Consider the following 404-nt stretch of genomic DNA (forward strand, 5'->3'; position numbering starts at 1 on the left):
ACCTCTTCCCTTCCCGAACAGAGAAGTTAAGCCCGTTAGCGCCGATGGTACTGCAGAGATGTGGGAGAGTAGGTCGATGCCAACCTTTAAAAGAGTCTTATTCCTTATGGAATGAGACTCTTTTTTTTTGCCCTTTCTCAAACTTAGTCTTGAGAATTGGAATTGCAACAAAATATGGTACAAAAAGATTAGGCTGCTAATCTGTAATAAGCTCTTAATTCAATTTCTTTTTCTAAAGGAGTTTTATATCCTAAACCAATAGCGTCCTAAACGATTAAAAAGAGAGAAAGAATTTAAGTATCTCAAATTATCTTTGAGTTGCACAACAAAAAAAACTTTCTCTCATGACAAATTTAAATTTATTCTCTCAAATCATATCCAAATTGGATAGAACTTGTTTTAAG

The 404-nt window shown here is 33.9% G+C and carries 1 rRNA gene; it reads left to right on the forward strand.

Features of this window, described 5'->3' with window-relative positions:
* Positions 1–85, forward strand: a 5S ribosomal RNA gene (gene rrf, locus DLK05_RS17145); the annotation flags it as partial.
* Positions 86–404: the final 319 nt, after the last annotated feature.

This window comes from Ancylomarina longa (assembly GCF_003996985.1).
Classification (GTDB): domain Bacteria; phylum Bacteroidota; class Bacteroidia; order Bacteroidales; family Marinifilaceae; genus Ancylomarina_A; species Ancylomarina_A longa.